The organism is Micromonospora sp. NPDC005161 (assembly GCF_053599855.1).
The window spans coordinates 13,529-30,302 of record NZ_JBSFYQ010000020.1 but is presented as its reverse complement, the minus strand read 5'-3'; the positions used below and the strand labels follow the sequence as shown (position 1 = coordinate 30,302).

16 protein-coding genes are annotated in these 16,774 nt (G+C 70.2%); 13 read left to right on the top strand and 3 right to left on the bottom strand.

Features of this window, described 5'->3' with window-relative positions:
* Positions 1 to 3: 3 nt before the first annotated feature.
* From ACWD5O_RS19945 to fdxA, 3 genes are read right to left on the bottom strand one after another with little or no spacing between them, the layout of a single operon-like run.
* The gene (locus tag ACWD5O_RS19945; RefSeq protein ID WP_387327651.1) at positions 4 to 429 is read right to left on the bottom strand and encodes a hypothetical protein; all 426 of its coding nucleotides are present in this window, start codon (positions 427 to 429) and stop codon (positions 4 to 6) included.
* Positions 426 to 1,091 (bottom strand): helix-turn-helix transcriptional regulator, encoded by a 666-nt coding sequence (locus ACWD5O_RS19940; protein ID WP_450086170.1) that lies wholly within the window; start codon positions 1,089 to 1,091, stop codon positions 426 to 428. Before ACWD5O_RS19940 ends, ACWD5O_RS19945 begins: the two co-directional genes overlap by 4 nt.
* A 5-nt stretch (positions 1,092 to 1,096) precedes the next feature.
* Positions 1,097 to 1,453 carry a ferredoxin gene (gene fdxA, locus ACWD5O_RS19935; RefSeq protein WP_354965788.1) on the bottom strand — a complete coding sequence of 119 codons (357 nt, stop codon included), beginning with the start codon at positions 1,451 to 1,453 and terminating at the stop codon, positions 1,097 to 1,099.
* 54 nt (positions 1,454 to 1,507) lie between these two features.
* On the opposite strand from fdxA, the gene ACWD5O_RS19930 reads away from it, so the two are divergent.
* The 13 genes from ACWD5O_RS19930 to ACWD5O_RS19870 all read left to right on the top strand — a co-directional run bounded on the left by ACWD5O_RS19930 (position 1,508) and on the right by ACWD5O_RS19870 (position 16,603).
* The gene (locus tag ACWD5O_RS19930; RefSeq protein ID WP_450086169.1) at positions 1,508 to 2,125 is read left to right on the top strand and encodes a DUF2249 domain-containing protein; all 618 of its coding nucleotides are present in this window, start codon (positions 1,508 to 1,510) and stop codon (positions 2,123 to 2,125) included.
* A gap of 278 nt (positions 2,126 to 2,403) precedes the next feature.
* Positions 2,404 to 3,042 carry a TetR/AcrR family transcriptional regulator gene (locus tag ACWD5O_RS19925; RefSeq protein ID WP_354965786.1) on the top strand — a complete coding sequence of 213 codons (639 nt, stop codon included), beginning with the start codon at positions 2,404 to 2,406 and terminating at the stop codon, positions 3,040 to 3,042.
* A 282-nt stretch (positions 3,043 to 3,324) separates the two neighbouring features.
* Positions 3,325 to 4,380, top strand: a complete 1,056-nt coding sequence (locus ACWD5O_RS19920) for an ABC transporter substrate-binding protein (RefSeq protein WP_354965785.1) — start codon at positions 3,325 to 3,327, stop codon at positions 4,378 to 4,380.
* Positions 4,377 to 5,306, top strand: coding sequence for an ABC transporter permease (locus tag ACWD5O_RS19915; protein ID WP_354965784.1), 930 nt, complete (start codon positions 4,377 to 4,379; stop codon positions 5,304 to 5,306). Before ACWD5O_RS19920 ends, ACWD5O_RS19915 begins: the two co-directional genes overlap by 4 nt.
* Complete coding sequence (locus ACWD5O_RS19910; RefSeq protein WP_450086168.1) at positions 5,303 to 6,106, top strand: ABC transporter permease; 804 nt, start codon at positions 5,303 to 5,305, stop codon at positions 6,104 to 6,106. The genes ACWD5O_RS19915 and ACWD5O_RS19910 overlap by 4 nt, the downstream gene beginning before the upstream one ends.
* A 24-nt stretch (positions 6,107 to 6,130) precedes the next feature.
* The gene (locus ACWD5O_RS19905; protein ID WP_450086167.1) at positions 6,131 to 7,255 is read left to right on the top strand and encodes an ABC transporter ATP-binding protein; all 1,125 of its coding nucleotides are present in this window, start codon (positions 6,131 to 6,133) and stop codon (positions 7,253 to 7,255) included.
* A gap of 65 nt (positions 7,256 to 7,320) precedes the next feature.
* A complete protein-coding gene (locus tag ACWD5O_RS19900; RefSeq protein WP_450086166.1) occupies positions 7,321 to 8,490 on the top strand; it encodes an acyl-CoA dehydrogenase family protein in 1,170 nt (389 codons plus the stop codon).
* Positions 8,487 to 10,586 (top strand): acetate--CoA ligase family protein, encoded by a 2,100-nt coding sequence (locus ACWD5O_RS19895; protein ID WP_450086165.1) that lies wholly within the window; start codon positions 8,487 to 8,489, stop codon positions 10,584 to 10,586. Before ACWD5O_RS19900 ends, ACWD5O_RS19895 begins: the two co-directional genes overlap by 4 nt.
* On the top strand, positions 10,583 to 11,392 hold the full coding sequence (locus ACWD5O_RS19890; protein WP_354965779.1) for an SDR family oxidoreductase: 810 nt from the start codon (positions 10,583 to 10,585) through the stop codon (positions 11,390 to 11,392). Before ACWD5O_RS19895 ends, ACWD5O_RS19890 begins: the two co-directional genes overlap by 4 nt.
* 12 nt (positions 11,393 to 11,404) lie before the next feature.
* Positions 11,405 to 13,018 (top strand): 5-guanidino-2-oxopentanoate decarboxylase, encoded by a 1,614-nt coding sequence (locus ACWD5O_RS19885; RefSeq protein WP_450086164.1) that lies wholly within the window; start codon positions 11,405 to 11,407, stop codon positions 13,016 to 13,018.
* Positions 13,015 to 14,190 carry a Glu/Leu/Phe/Val dehydrogenase dimerization domain-containing protein gene (locus ACWD5O_RS19880; protein ID WP_450086163.1) on the top strand — a complete coding sequence of 392 codons (1,176 nt, stop codon included), beginning with the start codon at positions 13,015 to 13,017 and terminating at the stop codon, positions 14,188 to 14,190. The genes ACWD5O_RS19885 and ACWD5O_RS19880 overlap by 4 nt, the downstream gene beginning before the upstream one ends.
* Positions 14,187 to 15,617 (top strand): aldehyde dehydrogenase family protein, encoded by a 1,431-nt coding sequence (locus ACWD5O_RS19875; RefSeq protein ID WP_450086162.1) that lies wholly within the window; start codon positions 14,187 to 14,189, stop codon positions 15,615 to 15,617. The genes ACWD5O_RS19880 and ACWD5O_RS19875 overlap by 4 nt, the downstream gene beginning before the upstream one ends.
* Positions 15,614 to 16,603, top strand: a complete 990-nt coding sequence (locus ACWD5O_RS19870; RefSeq protein WP_450086161.1) for a DMT family transporter — start codon at positions 15,614 to 15,616, stop codon at positions 16,601 to 16,603. The genes ACWD5O_RS19875 and ACWD5O_RS19870 overlap by 4 nt, the downstream gene beginning before the upstream one ends.
* Positions 16,604 to 16,774 lie beyond the last annotated feature (171 nt).

The following is a 16,774-nucleotide window of genomic DNA, read 5'->3' as shown; positions in this document are numbered from 1 at the left end:
GGGTCAGAGAGCCAGCAGGAGGACGCCGCCCGCGAGCAGGGCGACCACCTTGACCAGCTCAAGGGCAACGTAGGCGTAGTGAGCGTGCGAGCGTGGTGCATTCTCGCCCGCCAACACGGCGCGGGAGCGCCGAGCCAGCCGCGGCCGGACAGCCAGCAGCTGGACCAGCAGGACGGCGACGGCGACCATGATGGCCGCAAGCGCCCGCGCTGGCGGCGGGTTCAACGCGAACGCGACCAGGATGGTCATGCCGAGGATGACCTCGATGGCGTTGAGGACACGGAAGACCAGCCGACCGATGCCCAGCCCAATCTGCACGGTCACGCCGGGGGCACGAAACTTCAGCGGCGCCTCGATGAACGAGATGGCCAGCACCATGCCCAACCAGACGAAGCTCACCGCGACCGCGACCGCCGCGGCGGCGTTCATCGGGCTGCCCCGGTGACCGTGAGGTGGGTGAGGCACAGGTTGGGCTCGACGAACGCCTCCAGCCGGTCGACCATGACCGGCACCTGCCAGGCGTCCATGGCACCTCGCATCAGGCCCAGGTGGACCGGGCAGACGACGTGGGGCTGGGATTCGGCGAGTTCGAGGAAGGGGCAGTGCCGCAGACCGATCCGTACCTGACCGTCGGCGTCACGCCGTTCAGGAGCGAAGTTCATCGTCTCCAGCAACGACATCAGATGGTCGACCGGCGCCGCTTTCCCGCCCGCCCCGTCGTCGTCGGTGGACGAGGCGATCTGTCGGCCCCACCGGCGACCGGCCTCGATCGCCTTCGCATCGGGATCAGCGTCGCCGGCGAGACTCAACGCGAGTATCTCGGCCAGCACCCGGTACTGCCGCGGCCCGGCCGGGTCCATCCTTCGCACCGCCCGGAACAGCAGCGGGGGACGGCCGGGGCGGTTCTGCTCGGGTACCACACGTTCGACCCGGCCCTGACCGACCAGGGTGTCCAGGTGAAACCGGACGGTGTTCGGATGCACGCCCAACTGGCCGGCGATCGCCACGATGCTCAGCGGGGCGCTCGCCGCGTTCAGCACCCGCAGGACCCGCAGACGTGGCCCCGCCGGCTGCTCGGACTCGGTCGCCATGATTCTCACCCTTCCTGTGCGGCGTTCGTCGGCGGGAGATTCGCCACCATCGGCGTGTCCACCCCCAGCGGGCCGATCCTCGCGGCACCGCCCGGGGAGCCCAGGGGCCCGTCGCGGCCCGGCAGGGTCTCGACGAAGAACGCCTCGTTGTCGGCGAGGTGCGGACGGTACGGCTCGGGCAGATCGTCCTCGAAGTAGATGGCCTCGACCGGGCAGACCGGCTCACAGGCCCCGCAGTCGACGCACTCGTCCGGCTGGATGTAGAGGCTGCGGGCCCCCTCGTAGATGCAGTCCACCGGGCACTCTTCCACGCATGCGCGGTCGATCACATCTACGCAGGGTTCACCGATCACGTACGTCATGCCTATAGTTTACACAAGTTCGGGTTGTATAAACCCATGGGTGGGAGGAACCAGATGGAGCAGAAGAGCACGGAGTCAGAGCTCGACGTGCGGCAACTTCGCAAGACCGACAAGCACTCGACGATCTTCGCCCGCTATGCCGAGCTGCCGACGAACGGGTCGTTCGTGCTCGTCAACGACCACGACCCCAGGCACCTGCGCGACGAGTTCGAGGCTGACCATCCCGGCAGCGTCGGCTGGGAGTACCTGGCACGGGAGCCCCGCAACTGGCGGATCCGGATCACCAAGCTCACCAGTACGCCGCTTCCCCGGACTCTCGTCGACACGACCGGCCTCGCCGAGCTCACCGGTGAGCCGGATGTGACCGGGGCGGTGTGGAAGTTGCAGGCGCGCGAACGGGACCTGGACGCCAACATCATCGCGTTGCCGCCCGGCGGCGTCATCGACGAGCACGCCGGCCCGGACCTCGATGTCCTCATCCACGTCCTGGCCGGGTCCGGGCAGCTCGCCACCGAAGGCGGCGTCGTGGACCTGCGGTCCGGCGCCCTGGTGTGGCTGCCCCGGCGGTCGCGCCGTCAGTTCACCAGCGGGCCGGACGGACTGCGCTACTTCACCGTCCACCAGCGCCGACAGGCTCTTCTCGTGGACACCACGGTGCGGCGGGCCGACTGATGAGTGGGCCAGTGTGACCTGAGGGTTCGTGATCCGCCTCGATGTCGCGGCCGGCCGCTCGTCAACGTCCCTGCGGCCGGAGGTGAGCGGCGCCATCGCGATTCGGCGTCGCCTCTGGCGGCCCGTCGGCCGGTCTTCCACAATTGGCCCGGTCGGCTCGGAGTGCTCACCGTGTCGGGCGGGCGCTGCTTGCGGCTGCTCACTGGAGATGTTTGACTGACGCGTCAGTATTGGTGGTTTGGGGACTGCTTGGTCGGCCAGACGGATGGATGGGGCCCATGGCGCGAGTGAGCGTGGAGGCGGAGCGCAAGGGTCAGATCCTCGCGGCCGCCTGCGAGGTCCTTTCCGAGATCGGCTTCAAGTCCCTGCGCGTAGCCGATGTGGCCCGGCGCGCGAAGACCAGCACCGGTACCGTGCACTACTACTTCGACACCAAGCGTGACCTCATGCACGCGGCGTTCGAATGGAACTTCGCCCAGTCCCTGCGACGGCGCGCGCCGCTCATGGAGCAGCACCCCGACCCACGGGACAGGCTGCGTGCCTTCGTGGAGTCGTATCTGCCGGCCGACGAAGTCACCGTGCGTGCGTGGCACGTGTGGGCGGAGCTGTGGGTGGAGGCTCTGCACGACCTGGACCTGCAGGACCTGAACGAGCGGGTCTACGGCGAGTGGCGGCGGACGGTCGCTGCGATCATCCGTGACGGGCAGGCCGCCGCGTACTTCCGCGAGGGCGATCCGGTGCTGCTCGCCAACGGTCTGATCGGCATGATCGACGGGCTCAGTCTCCAGGTGCTGCTTGGATCAAAGAGCCTGACCGTGGCCCGGATGCGTGCCGCCTGCGAGGAAATGCTGCGCACTCTCGAGGCTCCGTCACAGTCACCCGGTACCCACGCCCCGGTGTCCGTACCGCGCCCGTAGTCCGCGCCCGCCCGGCCCGGTTCGGCCGGCGCACTCCGCCCGGGCGTTGTCGCCGCCGCGCTGGCCGCGCTTCTCCCCGCGGACACGCCGCCCCGCTCCGATGTGCGGGGTGGCGTTTTGCCGTGCGGGTCGATCGACCCAGCTATCGGTGATCTTCAAGGCTTTCCCTGAATCAGACGCGCTTCGGCGCCAGAAACCCCCGAAGACCCCCTTGACACGTCGTGACTCGCCTCACAGGATCGTGCTCATATAACTGACGCGCCAATCAAATTTGGGGGACTAGTGCACGTTCCGAAGCGGGTCCTCGCTGCCGGTGTCGCGGCGGGTGCCGTGGTCGCCCTGGTCGGATGCGGTGGAGACGCCGGCGGGGCCAGTGGCAAGTCGCTGACCGTGGTCATGTGGGGCGGCGAGGATCAGAAGACCCACGTGCGGGAGGCGGTCCAGCCGTGGGCGGACCAGAACGGTGTCACGGTCAAGCAGGACTCTCCCACCGACTACGCGAAGTTCCGCGCCCAGGTCGAGTCGGGCAAGGTGAGCTGGGGCGTGGTCGAGGTGGAGCCGAACTTCGCCAAGACCGCCTGTTCCAACGGCTGGGCGGAGAAGCTCGACAAGGCCAAGGTGGACACGTCGCAGGTCAACCCGGTGGAGGTCACCGACTGCGCCGTGCCGACCCTGGAGTACGCGTTCACCATCGCGTACAACACCAAGACCTTCGCCGATCGGCACCCGACGACCTGGGCGGAGTTCTTCGACACCGCGCAGTTCCCCGGCAAGCGGGGCTTCTGGAGGTACGCCACCGGCGCCATGTTCGAGGCCGCGCTCCTGGCCGACGGGGTGAAGCCCGAGAACCTCTACCCGCTGGACATCGATCGCGCCTTCCGCAAGCTCGACACGATCAAGAAGGACATTGTCTTCTACGAGACCGGTGAGCAGCAGCAACAGCTGGTCTCCACCGGGGAGGCTCCGCTGATCCAGGCCTGGAACGGGCGGATCTACTCCGCGGCCAAGGCCGGCCAGCCGGTGGCCAACGAGTGGAACGAGCACATGGTCGCCTACGACCAGTTCGTCATTCCCAAGGGCTCCCCGCAGGCGGCCCAGGCGCAGGAGTGGCTGGCCCACTACCTCATGGATGCGAAGGGTCAGGCGGGTTACTCCAATGCCACCGCGTACGCGCCGGTCAACAAGGCTGCCTTGGAACACATCGACCCGGCGGTGGCCAAGGAGCTGCCGACGTCGCCGGAGAACGCCGCGAAGCGTTCAGTGATCATCGACTACTCCTACTGGGCGGAGCACTACGACAGCGTGACAGAGCGGCTCACCGAATGGGCGGTCAAGTGAGCGTGGTGGCGTCCGCGCCGGACGGAGTGGCATCGGGCAGCCGGGGCGCGGACCCCGGCTCCCCGGCCCCTTCGCAGCCGTACGGGCGAAGGCGTGGGATCTTCGACGGGTGGGGACTGCTGCTGCTTCCCCTGGTGCTCTTCCTGCTGGCGGTGTACGTCGCCCCGCTGGTCCTGGTGCTCGCGCGCAGCTTCACTGACCCGGTCACCGGCTTGGACAACTATCGGGACTTCTTCGCCTCACCCGTCTACGTCGATGTCCTGGTCAACACGTTCCGGATCTCCGGGCTGGTCACCCTGGTGACCCTGCTCCTCGGCTTTCCCTACGCCTACCTGATGACGCTCGCCTCACCGTTCTGGCGCGGCGTGCTGCTGGTGGCCGTCCTGGTGCCCTTCTGGACCAGCCTGCTGGTCCGCACCTTCGCCTGGGTGCTGATGCTCGGCGACACCGGGGTGGTCAACCAGACCCTGATCAGTGTCGGCATCATCGACGAGCCCATCGCGATGATTCGCACGTCCACCGGCGTGGTGATCGGCATGGTCCAGGTGATGCTGCCGTACGCCGTACTGCCGATGTTCGCCACCATGCGCGGCATCGACCGGCGGCTCGTCCAGGCCGCCGAAGGACTCGGCGCGCGACCGGTGTCGGCGTTCTGGCGGGTGTACGCCCCATTGACCGTGCCCGGCGTCGCCGCATCCAGCCTGCTGGTGTTCATCTCCTCAATCGGGTTCTACGTCACGCCGGCGCTGCTCGGCAACCCGCAGGACATGATGATCGGCGAACTCATCGTGCAGCAACTCTCGGCCGTGCTGCGGTGGGGCTTCGCGTCGGCACTGGCGGTCGTGCTTTTCGTGGTCACCGGCGTGCTGCTGCTCCTGGTTTCTCGCATCGTCAAGATCGACAAGTTCGTGGCGGGTGGGCGATGACCTCACGCACCGTGGTCCGCGCGGCGTTGACCGGGCTGGTGGCGTTGACCGGGATCTACCTGGTCGCCCCGGTGTTCGTCGTCGTCCCGACCTCGTTCAACGACAGCTCGTTCCTGGCGTTCCCTCCCGAGAAGTGGTCGTTGCGCTGGTACGAGAGCTACTTCCAGGATCAGACCTGGATCTCCAGCACCCTCAACAGCGTCCAGATCGGATTGTTGGTCACCGCCCTGTCCGTCGTGCTCGGCGTGCTGGCGTCCCTGGCGATGGTGCGCGGCCGCTACCCGCTGCGAGCGGCGGTGAGTGGTCTCGTGCTCGCGCCGGTGCTGGTGCCCTACGTGATCGTCGGGCTCGCGGTGTACGCCGCCTTCCTGCGACTGGGGCTCACGCAGACGGCGCTCGGGTTCGTGCTGGTGCACACCGCGCTGGCGGTGCCGTTCGTGGTGATCAACGTATCGGCGGCGCTGGTGAGCTTCGACCGCAGGCTCGAAATGGCCGCGTCGGGCCTGGGAGCCGGACGGTTGAGCACCTTCTTCCGCGTCACCCTGCCCATCATCGCGCCCAGTGTGCTGGCCGGAGCCCTGTTCGCTTTCATCACGTCGTTCGACGAGGTGGTGACCAGCATCTTCCTGGCCGGTCCGGAACTGACGACGCTGCCCGTGCAGATGTGGAGCGGAGTCCGGGTCCAGATCGATCCGACCGTCGCCGCCGTCTCGACGATGCTGCTGCTCGTCACCCTGGCCCTGTTCGCCTCGGTCGGTCTGGCACGCGCCCTGCGTAACCGCCGCCTCAACCGAGCCTGACCTTCTGCCAAAGGACACCACGCCATGAACAATCAGCTCGCAGAACTCGGCGGCGCAGGGACATCCATCGACATCGTCAACGTGGTCAAGCGCTACAGCGGCATGACCGCGGTCGACGACGTGAGCCTGCACGTGCGGCCCGGCGAGTTTCTCACTCTGCTCGGTGCGAGCGGTTCCGGGAAGTCGACGCTGCTCAACATCATCGCCGGCTTCATCGACGCCGACGCGGGGCGCATCCAGGTGGACGGCCGCGACCTCACCAGAGTGCCCTCACACAAGCGCAATCTCGGCATGGTGTTCCAGCACTACGCGCTGTTCCCGCACATGTCGGTCTTCGACAACGTCGCCTTCCCGTTGCGCCGCCGGGCGGTGGGCCGCAGCGAGGTCGTCCGACGGGTGCAGCAGGCCCTTGAGGTGGTGGAACTCGGCCACCTGGGCAAGCGGCGGCCCGCCCAACTGTCCGGCGGGCAGCAGCAGCGGGTGGCCCTGGCCCGTGCCATCGTCTTCCAGCCGCAGGCGCTGCTGATGGACGAACCGCTCGGCGCGCTCGACAAGCGGCTACGCGAACAGCTCCAGCTTGAGATCAAACGACTGCACCGGGAGCTGGGCACCACCGTCGTCTTCGTCACCCACGATCAGGAGGAGGCGCTGGCGATGTCCGACCGGATCGCGGTTCTGCGCGACGGCGCGCTGGTCCAGGTCGGCACACCCGAAGAGCTGTACGAGCGGCCGTCCAGCCGCTACGCCGCGGAGTTCCTCGGCGAGTCGAACATATTCGCCGGCCACAGTGACGGGCAGAAGTTCGTCGACGAGGCCTCGAAGGCGGTGTTCGCCATCGCGGACACGGCCCGCAGCGGCTCCGCGCTCGTGGTGCGGCCCGAGCACGTGCAGCTTGCCGAGCCCGGCACCGATCTGCCCGCCGAGGACAACGCCGTCGACGGGGTCGTCCGCGACGTGGTCTACCTCGGCAGCGGGCTGCGCGTCGAGATCACCCTTCCGGACGGTCGGAACCTGGTGGCCCGCGCCGCCACCCGGGGGCGGTTCACCCCGCAGCCCGGCCTCGCGGTGCTCGCCCACTGGCATCGCGAGCATTCGCTCGTCGTCCAGGACGACATCAATGGCGGGGACCGCGCCGCAAGCGTCAACTGACCTGGTCCCGTACGTCGACGGCCCTACCTGGGAGGGCCGTCCGCTGAACCCTGCAAGGAGGCACCATGACCCGCAGCATCCGTGACGGCATCGAACTGAGCGAGGAGCAGCGCGAGTTCGTCGCGCTCGCCCGTGACTTCGCCGAGCGGGAGATCCGCCCTCGTGCCCGTGAGGTCGACGAGGCCGACACCGAGTCCCCGCTCGACCTGTGGGCCAAGGCGGCCAGGGTCGGCCTGGCCTCGTACATGCTGCCGGCCGAGTACGGCGGCGGCGGTATCAGCGACCTGGTCACCCAGTGCCTGGTACAGCAGGAACTGTGTTACGGCGACATCGGCATCGGCAACTTCCTGACGTCCAGCGCGTTCTTCGCCGGGCCGGTACTGGAACTGGGCAACGAGGAGCAGCGCAAGCGTTGGCTCACCCCACTCGCCAGTCAGCAGCCGCCGGTCACCGCGGTCGCGGTCACCGAGCCCGGTGTCGGGTCCGACTCCGCCGCCATCCAGACACGGGCGGTGCGCGACGGCGACCACTACGTCCTCAACGGCCAGAAGACCTGGATCTCCAACGCCCCCTACGCGCAGTGGATCGTGGTGTTCGCGACCGTCGACCCCGCGCTGCGGGCGAGAGGCGTGACCGCCTTCCTCGTCGAGCGGGACACGCCCGGCGTCGTCATCGGAAATCCGATGAAGAAGCTGGGTCAGCGGGGCATCGTCAACGCCGAGGTCTTCCTCGACAACGTGCGGGTACCCGTCGGGCACCGGCTCGGCGCGGAGGGCAAGGGCTTCTACGGCCTGATGCGTACCTTCGACGCGTCCCGCATTCTGATCGGCGCCGGTGCGACCGGGCTGTCCCGGGCCGCGCTCGACGCGACGATCACGTACGCCCACGAGCGCGTCCAGTTCGGTAAGCCGATCATCGAGCACCAGGCCGTGGCGTTCCGGATCGCGGACATGGCCGCGCGGACGGACATCTCGCACCTGGTCACGATGCGAGCCGCCCGGCTGTTCGACGCTGGCGAGCACGTGGCGGCGGAATCGGCGATCGCGAAGGTCACCGCCTCGGAGAACACCACCTGGGTCACCAACGCCGCACTGCAGACCCACGGCGGCTGGGGCTACTCACGTGAGTACCTGGTGGAGAAATGGCTGCGCGACGCGAAGCTGGAGGAACTCGAGGAGGGCACCTCCGACATCCAGCGGCTGATCATCTCCCGCTCCCTGGCGCAGAAGAAATGAGCGCCTCGCTGTCGGTCTTCTCCGATCCCCGCTGCGTGGCCGTGGTCGGTGCCTCCAGCGACCCGGCGAAGTGGGGTTACTGGCTCGCTCGGGGCGCGATGCGTGGCGCCGACCGCCGCTCGGTGTACCTGGTGAACGGGAAGTCCCCGACGATTGAGGGAATTCAGTCCTACGCTTCGCTGCGCGACCTGCCGGAGCCTCCGGAACTCGTGGTGCTGTGCGCGCCCGCGGCCAGCATCCCGGCCGTGGTCGACGAGGCGCTGGCGCTGGGGGCCACAGGTTTCCTCGGTATCACCGCCGGGATCGATGCCGTACACGGCGAACCGGGCCTCGAACGCCGGCTGGCGGCCCGCATCCGCGCGGCAGGGGCCCGGCTGGTCGGCCCGAACTGCCTCGGCCTCTACGACGCCGAACACCAGCTCGAGCTCGCCTGGGGCAGCTTTCACCCCGGCAGCCTCGGCATCGTCTCCCAGTCCGGGCAGCTCGGTCTGGAGATCGCCGGCCTGGCCGCGCACGCCGGCCTCGGCGTCTCCCGATTCGTCTCGGTCGGCAACCAGGTCGACGTCACCGCGGCAGACCTGCTCGAAGACCTCGTCGACCATCAGCCGACCAAGGCGGTCGTGCTGTACCTGGAGAGCTTCGCCTCCGGGCGGGACCTCGTCGCCACCATGGCCCGGCTGCGCGCGGCCGGCAAACCGGTCGTGGTGCTCACCGTGGGTACCAGCGAGGCCAGCCGGATCGCGGCCCGCTCGCACACCGGAGCGCTGACCGTGTCGACCGACGTGGTTGCCGCCGCCTGCCGTGCCGCCGGAGCACTGCTCGTCGAGACCCCGGCGCAGGCCATCGACCTCGCGCATCTGCTCGTGGGCAGCCCGCTGCCGCGCGGCCACCGGGTCGCCGTCGTGAGCGACAGCGGCGGTCAGGGCGCCCTGGCCGCGGACATCCTGTGCCGCGAAGGGCTCACGGTGCCGCGATTGTCCCCGGCTCTCTCCGACGCGCTCGCGGCAGTCCTGCCAGCCGCCGCGGCGGTGGCCAACCCCGTGGACCTGGCCGGCGCCGGCGAGCAGGACCTGGACACCTATTCCCGGATTGTCGAGATGCTACTGGCCAGCGACGAGGTCGACGCCGTGGTGTTGTCCGGCTACTTCGGGTCGTACGGCTCGGACACCCCCGCACTGGTGGACCGGGAACTCGAGGTCGTCGAGATGCTGGCCGATTCGGTCCGCCGCCACGAACGGCCGGTCGTCGTGCACAGCATGAGCCATGACTCCGAAGCCGTGCAGTCCATGCGCGCTCAGGCGGTGCCCACGCTGCACACCATCGACGGGGTGGCCCGCTCCCTGGGACTCGCCGCCAACCTCTTCGACCGCGCCCCTGACCAGCTCAGGGAGGCCGCGCCCGCCGCCGTGACGGTGGGCGAGGCCGCGCTCTACCTCGACGGACGCGATCGCATCGCCCGGCACGGCGTGCCGTACCCGAGGGCGTCGGCCGTCGCGTCGGCGGACCACGTCCGCGTCGCCGCGGCGGCGATGACCGGGCCGTTCGTGCTCAAGGCTGACTGGCTGGAGCACAAGTCCGACGTCGGCGGCGTCGTCGTCGGACTGGCCGACGCCGAAGCGGCCGTCGCCGCGTTCACCGACATGTCCGGACGACTGGGTGCCGGCGGCTACGTACTCGAGGAGATGGACGTCCGGCCCGACGTGGTCGAGCTGATCGTCGGCGCCCGACGCGATCGGTCCTTCGGTCCCCTCGTGCTGGTCGGGCTCGGCGGCGTGCAGGCTGAGCTGTACCGCGACGTGCAACTCGCCCTGGCGCCGGTCAACGAGGGGCAGGCCAAGCGGATGCTCGAATCCCTGCGCGCCTACCCGATGCTGCAGGGCTGGCGGGGCCGCCCGCCGGTCGACGTCGACGCCGCCGCCCGGGTTGTCGCCGCCGTGTCCCGCCTGCTCGCCGAGGAACCAGACGTGGTGGAGTGCGAGGTCAACCCGTTGCGGGTAGCCCCCGACGGCGCTCTGGCGGTGGATGCTCTGGTGCTCACCGCGCTCCCCAGTGACGACGTGGCACCCGATCCGGTACTGACAGGAGCAAACCAATGATCGGCACATCGCCGTACAACGAATTCGTTGGCAAGGTCGCGCTGGTCACCGGCGGCGGTTCCGGCATCGGCCGGGCGATTGCCCTGCGGTACGCCGCCGGCGGTGGCGAGGTCGTGGTGCTCGGGCGCCGCCGCGAGCCGCTGGAGGAGACCGCCCGGATGGCCGAGAAGTACGGCGTCCGGGCCGGTGTGGCCTGCTGCGACGTGCGCGACCCCGATGCCGTGACCGCGGCGGTGGACCGGGTGGTGACCGACCACGGGCGACTGGACGCCCTGGTGAACAACGCGGCGGGCAACTTCGTCTGCCCGGCGGAGAATCTGTCGCCCAACGGCTGGCGAGCGGTGGTGGACATCGTCCTCAACGGCACCTTCTACTGCACTCGCGCCGCGGCCGCGCACATGCTGGCGGCGGGCGGTGGAGCGGTCCTCAACGTGATCGCCAGCTACGCCTGGCACGGCCATCCCGGCACCGTGCACAGCGCCGCGGCGAAAGGCGGCGTCCTCGCCATGACCCGCACCCTCGCCGCCGAGTGGGGCGCCCGCGGGATCCGGGTCAACTGCATCGCGCCGGGCCCCACGGAAACCGAAGGCGCCGGCGCGGCACTGTGGCCAACGGCCGAGGACCGGGCCCGGGTGCTCGGCAGCGTGCCAGCGGGTCGGTTCACCAGGCCGGAGGAGGTTGCCGAGTCCGCCGCGTTCCTCCTCGACGAGCGGCGCGCGGGCTACGTGACCGGCGACGTGCTCTCCGTCGACGGCGGCCAGTGGCTCGGCAAGGTCGTGTACGCCAACTCCTCCGCCGGGCGGTAGACCATGACGCAGATGACCGGTGGTCAGGCGCTCGTAGCCGCCCTCGTCGCCCACGGCGTCGACACCGTGTTCGGCATCCCGGGCACCCACAACCTGGAGATCTACCGCCACCTCGCCGAGCAGGGGGTACGGCACATCAGCCACCGCCACGAGCAGGGCGCGGGCTACGCCGCCGACGGTTACGCCCGTAGCACCGGCCGGCCGGGGGTGGCTGTCGTGACCAGCGGCCCGGCGGTGCTCAACGCGGCCGCCGCGGTCGGCCAGGCCTACTCCGACTCAGTGCCGGTGCTGCTGGTGTCGCCCGGCCTGCCGTTGCGCCATCCGGGCCTCGGCAACGGCCTCCTGCACGAGACCAGGGACCAGGGTGCCGCGTTGGCCGCGGTGGCCGCCGCGAGCATCCGGGCCGCCAGCGTCGCCGAGATCCCGATCGCGGCCGCCCAGGCGTTCGCCACCATGACGGCGGGTCGACCCCGACCCGTGCACCTCGAGGTGCCGCTCGACGTCCTCTCCGAGACCGGCGCGGTGGACATTCCCCGGCCCGTGCAGGTGCCCCGGCCGGCCCCACTGGCCGAACAGGTCACCGCCGCGGCGCACCGGCTGGCCGCGGCGCACCGACCGGTCATCCTCGCCGGCGGTGGTGCACGTCGGGCGGGGGAGGAGGTGCGACTGCTCGCCGAACTCCTCGGCGCTCCGGTGGTCACCACTACCAACGGTAAGGGAGTGCTGGCCGAGGACCACCCTCTCGCGCTCGGCGCCGGGATACACCTGCCGTCGGTGCGTGACCTGGTGGCCGAGTCCGACGCGGTACTCGCCGTCGGTACCGAGCTCGCACCCTCGGACCTGTGGAACGGTCCCCTACCGCTCAACGGCCGGCTGATCCGGGTCGATGTCGATCCCGTCGGCGCGGTCACCAACGCCGTACCGGACATCGTCCTGATCGCGGACGCGGCGCCCGCGGTGCGTGCGCTGCTGGCGGCTCTCCCGGCGACCAGCACCGACCCGGCGGCCGTCGAAACCGCCCGCCGGTGGCGGCAGCGCAAGCTCAAGGAGGCGCGGACCGAGGGAGCGGAATGGCTACCGGTCATTGAGGCGCTCGCCGCCGCGCTGCCCCGTGACGCGGTGGTCAGCGCCGACAGCGCAATGGTCTGCTACTACGGCGCGCTGGCCAACCTACCGACCTACCGGCCCTCATCGTTCCTGTACCCGACCGGATACGGCACCCTCGGCTACGGGCTTCCCGCCGCGGTTGGGGCCAAGGTCGGACACCCGGACCGGCCGGTCGTCGCCCTGCTCGGCGACGGCGGCGTCATGTTCACCGTCGCCGAACTCGCCACCGCCGCCGCCCTCGGCCTGCCGCTGCCGGTCGTCGTCGTCGACAACAGCGGCTACGGCGAGATCCGCAATGAGATGGTCGATCGCGGTGATCCCGTGCACGCGGTCACGTTCACCGCACCGGACTTCGCCGCCCTCGGCCGTGCCCTCGGCTGCCACGGGGTCACCCTCGACGACCCCGGCACGCTGACCGCCGCGGTCCGCGAGGCCCTCGCCGCCGACCGGCCCACGGTGATCCACCTCAAGCACCACGACCCCGCCGCCGCCATCGCCTCCGAAGGACCACTCGCATGAGCTCGCTACTCGAGATCACCTGGACAGACCCCGTCACGTCGCGGAAAGGCTACGTGGTGATCGACACCCTGGTCCGCGGCCTGGCCAGCGGCGGCCTGCGACTGCGCGACGGCTGCACCCTCGACGAGGTTCGCGGCCTGGCCCAGGGCATGACCCGCAAGGAGTCGCTGGTCTACGACCCGGCCGACCGCTACCTCCCGCTGGGCGGGGGTAAGGGCGGCATCGACATCGACCCCGGCGACCCGGAGGCACCCGAGGTTCTACGCCGGTTCCTCGCCGCGGTACGTCCGATCGTCAAGGAGCAGTGGAACACCGGCGAGGACTTCGGGCTACGCCAGGAGACCCTCGACAAGGTCGCCGCCGATCTCGGTCTGGCCTCCACCGTGGAGGCCGTGTTCGCCATCCTCCCGGACGCCGACGCCGCACGGCAGCGGCTGGCCGAGGCGTTCGCCGTCAACGTGGACGGCATCTGCCTGGCCGACCTGGTCGGCGGGTACGGTGTCGCCCAGGCGTGCCTGGTGACCGCCGAACGCATGGGCCTGGACCATGAGCGGGTGACCGCCGTGGTGCAGGGCTTCGGCTCGATCGGCGGTGCGGTCGCCCGTTATCTGGCCGCCGCGGGGGTCCGGGTCATCGCGGTGGCGGACCGGGACGGGCTGATCCGCAACGACGCCGGCCTGGACGTCGAACTGCTCCTTGGCGCCCGCGACGGTCTCGGCGTGATCGACCGGGCGGTGCTTCGCCCGGAGGACCGCACCGGCCCGCGTGAGGCCTGGCTCGACGTCCCGTGCGACCTGCTGGTCCCGGCGGCGATGTCGTACGTCATCACCGAAGCCGACACATCCCGCATCAAGGCCAGGGTGGTGGTCGAGGGTGCCAACATGCCCACCCTCCCGGAGGCGGAGGCCGCCCTGGTGACACGGGGCATCCCGGTCGTCCCCGACTTCCTGGCGAACGTGATGACCAACGCGTGGTGGTGGTGGATCGTCTTCGGTGACATCGAGCCGACCGCCGCCTCGTCCTACTCGAAGATCGACAGCACCATGCGCCGGCTGGTCGAGGCCGTCAGCGCCGAGGCCGATCGCACCGGCCGCACCCTGCGTGCATGTGCCCTGCAACTGGCGCGGCGCAATGCCGAGGCGGTGACCGAGCGCGCCGGAGTGACCGGGTGAGCCGCGCGGAGTGGCACCGGGCGGAGGTGTTCGTCGGTGGCCGTTGGCGGCCCACGCGTGACGGACGGACCGTCGCGGTCGACAACCCGGCGAGCGAAGAGCCCATCGGCGCCGCCGCGGATGCCGGCGTGGGTGAGGTCGACGATGCGGTCGCCGCGGCCACGGCGGCCTTCGTCGACTGGTCGACCAGACCGGTCGACGAGCGGGTAGACCTGCTCACCAGCTGGCTGAAGGTGCTCGATGCGCGGCGGGACCTGCTGGTCGAAACCACCATCGCCGAGGTCGGCGCGCCCCGGACGGTCGCCGAGCAGGCGCACGTCGACAGCGGCCTCGCGGTTCTGTCGGGCTACCTGACCACGGCGCCGGACGTGGTGTGGCAGGAGCGGGTAGGCAACTCGCTGGTGCTGCGGGAAGCGGCCGGGGTCGCCGCGTGCATCACCCCGTGGAACTACCCGCTCTACCAGGTGCTGGCCAAGGTCGGTGGTGCACTCGTGGCGGGCAGCACCGTCGTACTCAAACCCGCGGAGCTGACCCCGCTGTCGGCGTACCTGCTCGCCGACGCCGCCGCGGACGCTGGCCTGCCACCCGGCGTGTTCAACCTGGTGCCCGGGGCGGGCCGGGTGGTGGGGGAGGCCCTGGCCGGCCATCCCGGAATCGACGTGCTGTCCTTCACCGGGTCGACCGCTGTCGGCGCCCGCGTGTCGGCGCTGGCCGCACCCACCATCAAGCGGGTCTGCCTCGAGCTGGGCGGGAAGTCGGCGAGTGTCGTACTGCCCGGTGCGGACCTGGCCACCGCCGTGACGGCCACCGTCGAGTCCGCGATGCTGAACTCCGGCCAGACCTGTAGCGCCTGGTCGCGGCTGCTGGTGCCGGCCGACCTGCTGGCCGATGCGGTCGTCCTGGCCGGACAGGCCGCGGCGCGCCTCGTCGTGGGAGACCCGACCGCCGCCGCCACAGCCATCGGACCGGTCGTCTCCGCCGCCCAGCGGGACACCGTCCTGGGTTTCGTGGCCCGGGCAGTCGAAGCCGGTGCCGTCGTCGCGGCAGGCGGGCACACGCGACCCGACGGCCTCGACCGGGGCCACTACGTGCGGCCCACGGTGCTCACCAACGTGCGGCCCGACGCGGAGATCGTCCTCGAGGAGGTGTTCGGCCCGGTCCTCACTGTGCAGGGGTACGACAGCGAGGCCGAGGCCCTGGCGATGGCCAACGCCACGGCGTACGGCCTCGCCGGGGCGGTGTGGGCCGCCGACGAGGACCGCGCGCTCGCCTTCGCCTGTCGCATGCGAACCGGCCAGGTCGACATCAACGGCGGGACCTTCAACCCTGTCGCGCCGTTCGGTGGCTACCGCAGGTCCGGCAACGGCCGGGAGTTGGGCCGGTGGGGCATCGAGGAGTTCCTGGAGACCAAGTCGGTGCAATGGTGACAGCGCAGGCGGTCACGCCCGGACCGCCGCACCGACGAGCGCTCAGCTCCGCAGCGCTGGCGCTGGTCGGGGTCACCGTGATCTGGGGCTCCACGTTCTCGTTGTCGAAGGACCTGCTCACCCGGATCGCGGTCACCGACTACCTCGCGCTGCGCTTTCTGCTCGCCGCGCTGGTGGTGGGGTTGGTACGCCCGAGGGCGATCCTGCGGCTGGACCGGCGTGGCGCCCTGATCGGCATCGCGCTGGGCCTGGTCTACTGCGCCGGTCAACTGCTGCAGTTCGTCGGCCTGAAGCACACCGCCGCGACCGTCTCGGCCTTCGTCGTGTCCATGTACGTCGTGTTCACGCCGCTGCTCGGCGCGCTGCTGCTGCGGGTACGCCCGGACCGGCTGACCGTGCTGGCAACCGTTGTGGCTACGGCCGGAGTGGCGGCGATGTCGTTACGGGGCTACGCCTTGGGCTTCGGTGAGGTGCTCACCATGGTGGCGGCACTGCTGTACGCCGTCCACATCCTCGCCCTCGGCCACTGGACGTCGGCGGGTACGGCCTACCCGCTCACCTTCGTGCAGCTGCTCACCATGGGAGTCTGCTTTCTGGCGATCGGGGCGGCGGACGGCCTGCACGGCCCACAGTGGGGCGACCTGCTGTCGTTCCTCTACCTGTCAGTCGTTGCCGGAGCGGTCGCGATGCTGGTGCAGACGTGGGCGCAGGCGCACGTGTCCGCGGCCCGGGCGGCGGTGCTGATGGTGCTGGAACCGGTATGGGCGGCGTTCTTCGGGTTCGCGCTGTGGGGCGAGACCCTCGACCTACGCGGCGTCGCCGGCGGGTCCCTGGTACTGGTCGCGATGCTGCTTGTGGTGACGACCCGTCGACCGGCGCCGGGACCGCCGGCAGCGTCCACGTTCTCGTCGCGACGGCGACCGGGCGCTGCCCGCGCGCCTCGTCAGACACCGCCGGGGCGGCAGCTGGAAGGTAGGAGACCATGACGGGCCAGGCCACTGTCGAGCCCGCCCGCAATCTGCGACCGCCGCCAGGGGACGAAACCTGACCGACGTGGTTTCCCGACCGCCACCGAGGGCTGATCGTGGTTCGAACTTCGGCGTGGACGCAACCTGGTGGTCGCCCGGACCCGTCGAGCTTGCGGAGGAGGGAGCCTC